Source organism: Anaeromyxobacter sp. PSR-1, from assembly GCF_000964525.1.
Lineage (GTDB): Bacteria > Myxococcota > Myxococcia > Myxococcales > Anaeromyxobacteraceae > Anaeromyxobacter.
On sequence record NZ_BAZG01000004.1, the window covers coordinates 68,352 to 74,879 of the forward strand.

Genomic DNA, 6,528 nt, shown 5'->3' on the forward strand with positions numbered 1-6,528 from the left:
CCCGAACGCCGGCGGAACGGGCGGAACGCCGTGGACCGCGTTCAGACGCCGCCTGAACTCCGGGCGCGCCCCACCGCCGGCCACGGCACCCCCGTGCGCCCGGGGGTGTCCCGGCGGCACGCCGGAACGAGGGACGTAGGCCCACGAATCCCTGTAGGCTAATGACCCCGTGAAGAAGGCACACGCCGCCACATGAGGTGCGAGGGGTCTATGCACATAGATTCGGCCGAACTGTCCCGCGCGTTCGACGCGCACCGAAAACTAGACGACCTGAGCGAGTTGCGCGCGACCTACGGGGAACTCAAGAAGCGACGCCGTCCACGTCGGGCGACGTACCCTTCTCCCAAGGCACACAGCGAACCGCTGGATCGTGTTTCAGCGGCTGCACCTTCAGGATCCCGGAGACGGAGTTGACCCCGGAGATCATCATCTACCTCAACCGGCTTTTCGCGACGACGCCTTCGTCCGCTCGGGAGACCGGAAACACGAGATCGTCGCACTCGTCGGTGCCCTTGAACGCCTGACCGAGAAGCGCCGGCGACATACGCGATCGTGTATGCGCCTAGCCGTGGGTCGGACTTGTCGACGATCGGCATGGGTTCCTCCCGGGTGGCTGAGGGTACACCACCGGTGGGAACCGTCGATCAGCGGCTTCGTGACACGTCCCTGCGTAGACAGAAGAGCCCTGTCACCGCGGGCGAAAGCGATTCACCTGACACCGCCGAGGACCGAGCGCGGCGCCACATTGAAGGAGGGCGCGGCAGATCAACTCGAAGACGGGCGGCATCTGTTACCCGCGATGTTACCCACACCGGGCAACGAAGAAGCCCCTGTTACCTCGAAGGAAATCGGTTCCGATTTCTTCGTGATAACAGGGGCTTGAGTCGGGGAGACAGGATTTGAACCTGCGACCCCTTGGTCCCGAACCAAGTGCTCTACCAGGCTGAGCCACTCCCCGATGCTGCAGGACGCCGGTGCTTCACCAGGGCCTCGGGAGGGCCTCGGTCCGACGTAAGGCCGCGTATCTACTGGACGGCCGAGAGGGTGTCAAGGGGCTTCTCCGCGGCGGAGGCAGAAAAGGCCGGGGGTGCTGAAACGGCTGCATGACAGGCGTTTCGGGCGCCCGAACCTGCGCCTCCGCTCACCCTTCGACGGGCTCAGGGTGAGCGGGGGGAGGACGGGCCGTCGCGTTCCGTCGCCCTTCGACGGGCTCGGGGGTGAGCGGGGTGAGGACGGGCCGGGCGCGTCCGCTCACCCTTCGACGGGGCTCAGGGTGAGCGGCGGGAGAGGCGACAGAGCGAGGGAGACGAACTGGCGGGACGGGGACGGCCAGGCCCTCCCCTACCTCACGCAGACCGCCTCCATCTCGGCGATCTCCTTCGGCACGGCCTCGGTCAGGTTCGCGTGGCCGTCCGGGGTGACGAGCACGTCGTCCTCGATGCGGATGCCGACGCCGCGGAGCGGGGCGGGGGCTTCCTGGTCGTCCTCTGCGACGTACAGGCCGGGCTCGATGGTCAGCACCATGCCGGGCACGAGGGGGCGCGACTTGCCGTCCACGTAGTAGTCGCCGACGTCGTGCACGTCCATGCCGAGCCAGTGGCTGGTGCGGTGCATGTAGTACCGGCGGTACGACTTGTCGGCGACGCGCTCGTCCACGCTCCCCTTCAGCAGGCCAAGGCCGATGAGGCCGTCGGTCAGCTCGCGGACGGTCTGGTCGTGGATGGCGTCGAGCGTGAGGCCGGGCTTCACCGACGCCACGGCGCGCTTCTGCACCTCGAGGCAGAGCGAGTACAGCTCGGCCTGCGCGGGGGAGAACTCGCCGGACACGGGGAACGTGCGGGTCACGTCGGCCGTGTACCACTGGTACTCGCCGCCGGCGTCCACCAGGCACACGTCGCCGTCCTTCAGCACGGCGTCGCCGGCGCGGTAGTGCAGGATGGTCGAGTTCACGCCGGCGGCGACGATGGTCCCGTAGCCGGGGCCGCTCCCGCCGCGGCGGCGGAACGCGTACTCGATCTCCGACTGCACCTGGTACTCGCGGCGGCCGGGCAGGCCGTCGCGCATCGCGGCCATGTGCGCCTCGGCGCTGATCTCGGCGGCGCGGCGGAGCTTCGCGATCTCGTCGGGCGTCTTCACGAGGCGCAGCTCGTGGACGATGCGGCCGGGATCGACCACCGCCTCGGGCGGCATCTTGCCGAGCCGGGCGGCGCCGCGCAGGTCGGTCAGGATGCGCGAGAGCCGCGCGTCCCACGCGGCGTCGAAGCCGATGCGGTACCAGAGCGTCCGCGCCCCCTCGACGAGCCGGGGCAGCTTCTCGTCCAGCTCGGAGACGACGTACGCCTCGTCGGCGCCGTACTGCTCCTTCGCGCCCTCCACGCCGGCGCGGCGCCCGGTCCAGATCTCCTTCTCGCGATCCCGCGGCCGCACGAACAGCACCAGCTTCCGCTCGCCGCCGCGCGCGAGCAGCACGGCGCAGCCGGTGGGCTCGTCGAGGCCGATCGCCCACGCGTAGTCGGAGTCCTGGCGGAACAGGTACTCGGAGTCGTGGTTGCGGACCTTCTCGTCGGCGGCGGGGAGCACCATCACGCCGCCGCCTCGCTTCTCCATCTCCTCGAAGACGCGGGCGCGGCGGGCGGCGTGGATGCTGGGGTCGTGGGCCATGGCGGACCCTTATAACCCAGCCCCCGCAGGCAGGCTCGGGCCGTGATCAGGGCACGGCCGGGGCGCGGCGCCCCGGCGGGCGGCGTTCATGACGGCGTCAGCGCGCCGGGAACGGTGCGCCGGCCCAGGCCTCGAACGCGGCCTTCTGCGCGGGCGACGGCGTCGCGGCGGGCTCGAGCCAGACGGTGTCCTCGGGCGCCTTCCCGAGCGTCACCGGCACCTCGACCAGCTCGTCGCGGCGGAACACGGTGAGCCTGAGCGCCCCGCCCTCCCCCACCTCGCAGAGCCGGTTCCACAGCGCGGCGCCGTCCACCCGGAACCCGTCCTCGGCGACGAGCTCGTCCTCGGCGTACAGCCCGGCGCGCCAGGCGGGGCTGCCCTCGCGCACGCTCCGCACGGCGAGCTTGGGCGAGGTCGCGAGGTCCGCGCCGAGCCAGCCGGCGGGGGGCCGGCCGTTCTCGGGGATCCCGGCGGTGCCGGGCTTCCCGGGCGTGCCGCCCTTGTCCTCGAAGCCGCTCGCGGCACGTCGCCGCACCGCGAGGCCGACGAGGTCGAGGTCGGCCTCGAGCGGCGCGGTCCCGCGGACGTACCGGTCGAAGAACGCGCGCGCGGGCGCCTCGCCGAGCAGCTCCGCGGCGACCCGCTCCACGCCGTCCTCGGGCACCCCGCCGTCGGCGAAGCGCGCGTACAGCGTCCGCAGGAGCGCGTCGAGCGAGTGCCCGGCGCGGCGCAGCGCGAGATCGAGCGCGAGCGCCACCAGCTCGCCCTTCAGGTAGTAGGAGATGGCGCTGTTGGGCGAGTTCTCGTCGGGCCGGTAGTGCTTCACCCAGGCGAGGAAGCTCGCCTCCTCCACGCTCATCTTCCCGGCGCCGGGCGTGCGCTCGAGGCTGGTGAGCGCCTGGCCCAGGTTCTCGAGCCACTTCCTCGGCGCGAGGATCCCGGCGCGCACGAGCGCGAGCTGCTCGTAGTAGCTGGTCGCGCCCTCGAACCACCACAGCAGCCGCGTGTACTGCTCCTGCCCGTAGTCGAACGGCGTGAACGCCGCGGGGCGGAGCCGCTTCACGTTCCACAGGTGGAAGTACTCGTGCGAGAAGAGCCCGAGCGTCTCGACGTACGCGTCGCGCGGGAAGAAGCCGCTCCGCGCCACGTTCAGCGTGGTGGAGCGCGCGTGCTCGAGCCCGCCGCGCCGCTTGTCCGTGACGTGCACGATGAAGAGGTAGCGGTCGTAGGGCAGCTCGCCGCCCATGAGCTTCCCGTGCGCCTCCACGATGCGCCGCGCGTCCTCGGCGAGCCGCTCCCCATCCACGTGGCCGCGCCCCCACAGCGCGATCTGGTGCGGCTTCCCGAGCGCCTCGAACCGGACCAGCCGGTGCGTGCCGATCTCCACCGGTGAGTCGGCCAGCTCGTCGTAGTCGCGCGCGGTGAACGTGGTGGGGCCGCCCTCGAGCGCGGTGGCGACCGACCAGCCGGCGGGCGGCGCGACCTCGAGGACGTGCGGCTCACGCTCGCGCCCGGGGACCCACGGGAACACGGCGGCGCCGTTCAGGTAGCCGTGCGTGCCGTCGAGGTGGCAGGTCCGCACCGTCAGCTCGTTCGCGTAGACGCGGTAGCGGAGCACGAGGTGCGTCGCCTCGCCGCAGGCCACGCGGACCCGGTGCTTGTCGAGCCGCTCGACGGCGAGCGCCCGCCCGCTCCCGTCCTCGGCGGCGAGCCCCTCCACGTGCCGCGCGTACTCGCGGACGAGGTAGCTGCCGGGCGTCCAGACCGGGAAGCGCAGCTCGGCGGTGGGGCCGGGCCGGTCGAGGTGGACCTCGACGTGGAACAGGTGGCCGTGCGGCTCGGGCATCGAGAGTCGGTAGTGCATGCGGCCGGCAAATGTAGCCCGGGATCAAGTCCGCCGCGGGGGCTTCTTGGTAGGTTGCCCCGGGGGGAGACGCGGCGATGGAAACCCAGGTCCATCGAGGCGGAGCCCGGCCCGGCGAGCCTGCATCGCCGCTGCTGCGGCTCTACCTGCTCGGACGGTTCGAGGTGGTCCGGGAGGACGCGCCCATCCCCGCGCACGCCTGGCGGCGCCGCCGCCCGGCCGACCTCCTCCGCCTCGTCGCGCTCACCCCGGGCCGCGCGCTCGGCCGCGACCAGACCATCGACGCGCTCTGGCCGGACAAGGACCCGGCCAGCGGCGCCAACAACCTGCACCGCGCCCTCTACGACCTGCGCCAGATCCTGGGTGGGCGCTGGGTGGACATCGAGCGCGGCCAGGTGCGGATGCGGCCGGACGTCTGGGTGGACGTGGACGCGTTCGAGCAGGCCATCGCCGACGGCGGGCGCGAGCGGCTCGCGGAGGCGGTCTCGCTCTACCGCGGCGACCTCTGCCCGGGCGACCGCGACGCGCCCTGGCTCTCGGCCCGCCGCGCGGTGCTGCGCGCGCGCTTCGTGGAGGCCGCCTACCCGCTCGCCCACGCGCACGCGGAGGCGGGCGCGCCCGCGCAGGCCATCCCGCTGCTCCGGCGGCTGCTCGAGGTGGACCCGGCCGCGGAGGACGCGCACCGCCAGCTCATGCGCCTGCTCGCCGAGACCGGGCGGCGCGCGGAGGCGCTGCGCCAGTACGACGCCTGCGAGGGGGCGCTCCGCACCGCGGGCGTGGCGGTGTCCGACGACACGCGGCTCCTGCGCCAGGCGATCCAGCGCGGCGAGGTGGGCCACCCGCAGGCGCGCCCGGCGCTCGACGGCGTGCGGCGCGCGGCGCGCCGCCTGCTCGGCACGGTGGACCCGCCGCCGGTGCGCGGGCGCGGCGCCATCTTGCTGCTGTTCGAGTCGCTGGTGGAGCGGGGCAGCGGCACGCTGGTGCTGCTGGGCGAGCGCGGCGTGGGGAAGACGCGGCTCGCGGTGGAGGGCGCGCGCATCGCGCAGTCCCGCGGCGCGGTGGTGCTCTCGGGCGTGGCCGGCGCGCAGGGCGCGGGCGTGCCGTACGGCCTGTTCGCGGACCTCTTCCGCGAGGAGTGCCGGCTCGCCCCGGCCGTCCCCGACCCGTTCGCCGACGCGAACTTCGACGGCCGGGCCTCGGCGGAGGCGGTGCGCCTGCGGGTGTTCGACGGGGTGATCCGCGGCCTGGCGGCGCTGGGCGAGGGCAGGCCGGTCTACCTCCTGCTCGACGAGCTCCACGACGCCGACGAGTCCTCGCTCAACCTGCTCCACCACCTCGCGCTCCGCGCCGCCGCCCAGCGGCTCATGATCGTCGGCACCTGCCGCGAGGACCGCATCCACGCGGGCACGCCCATCCAGATGGCGCTCTCGCACCTCGACGGCGGCCGGCTGGCGCGCGGCATCCGCGTGCCGCGGCTGGGCCTGGTCGCGACGCGCGAGCAGGTGGCCGACCTGGTGGGCGGGATCCCGCCGGACGCGCTGGTCGAGCAGGTGTACCGGGTCACCGACGGCTGCCCGTTCCTGGTGGAGGAGGCGGTGCGGGCGCAGCGCGAGACCGGGCACCAGGTCCCCGCGGAGCCGCGGGCGGGCCTCCGCGCGCGCGTGGCGCGGCTGGGGCCGCGGGTGGAGGTGCTGCTCGCGGCCGCCGCCGTGGCCGGGCAGCGGTTCGACTTCGAGCTGGTGCGCCCGGTCACCGGGCTCACCGCGCACGAGGCGGTGGGCGCGCTGGAGGCGTGCCTCGAGCACGGGCTGCTCGACGAGGACGGCAGCGGGTACCACTTCCACCACGGGCTGGTGCGCGACGCCATCCTGGACGGGCTGGAGCCGGCGCGGCGCGCGGCGTTGCACGGCGCGCTCGCCGACGCGCTGGAGGCGAGCGCCGGGCACGAGCCGCCCTCCGAGGCGCTGGCGCGCCACCGCCGCGAGGCCGGCCAGCCGAGCGGG

General features: G+C 73.7%; 3 protein-coding genes and 1 tRNA gene. 1 reads left to right on the forward strand and 3 read right to left on the reverse strand.

Annotation, left to right across the window (positions count from 1 at the left end):
• Window positions 1-884 precede the first annotated feature (884 nt).
• From PSR1_RS01535 to PSR1_RS01545, 3 genes are all read right to left on the reverse strand, one after another.
• A tRNA-Pro gene (locus PSR1_RS01535) sits at window positions 885-958 on the reverse strand.
• A 383-nt stretch (window positions 959-1,341) separates the two neighbouring features.
• The gene (locus tag PSR1_RS01540; RefSeq protein ID WP_059435884.1) at window positions 1,342-2,661 is read right to left on the reverse strand and encodes an aminopeptidase P N-terminal domain-containing protein; all 1,320 of its coding nucleotides are present in this window, start codon (window positions 2,659-2,661) and stop codon (window positions 1,342-1,344) included.
• A gap of 97 nt (window positions 2,662-2,758) precedes the next feature.
• Window positions 2,759-4,525, reverse strand: a complete 1,767-nt coding sequence (locus PSR1_RS01545) for a M61 family metallopeptidase (protein ID WP_059435885.1) — start codon at window positions 4,523-4,525, stop codon at window positions 2,759-2,761.
• Between the two features lie 77 nt (window positions 4,526-4,602).
• On the opposite strand from PSR1_RS01545, the gene PSR1_RS01550 reads away from it, so the two are divergent.
• Window positions 4,603-6,528, forward strand: a 1,926-nt coding sequence (locus tag PSR1_RS01550; protein ID WP_152643265.1) for a BTAD domain-containing putative transcriptional regulator, incomplete at its 3' end; no start/stop codon positions are given.

What these genes read in the sequence shown, in the direction of transcription:
- PSR1_RS01540 (WP_059435884.1), bottom strand. Translation starts at nt 2,661, where the DNA reads ATGGCCCACGACCCCAGCATCCACGCCGCCCGCCGCGCCCGCGTCTTC.
- PSR1_RS01545 (WP_059435885.1), bottom strand. Translation starts at nt 4,525, where the DNA reads ATGCACTACCGACTCTCGATGCCCGAGCCGCACGGCCACCTGTTCCAC.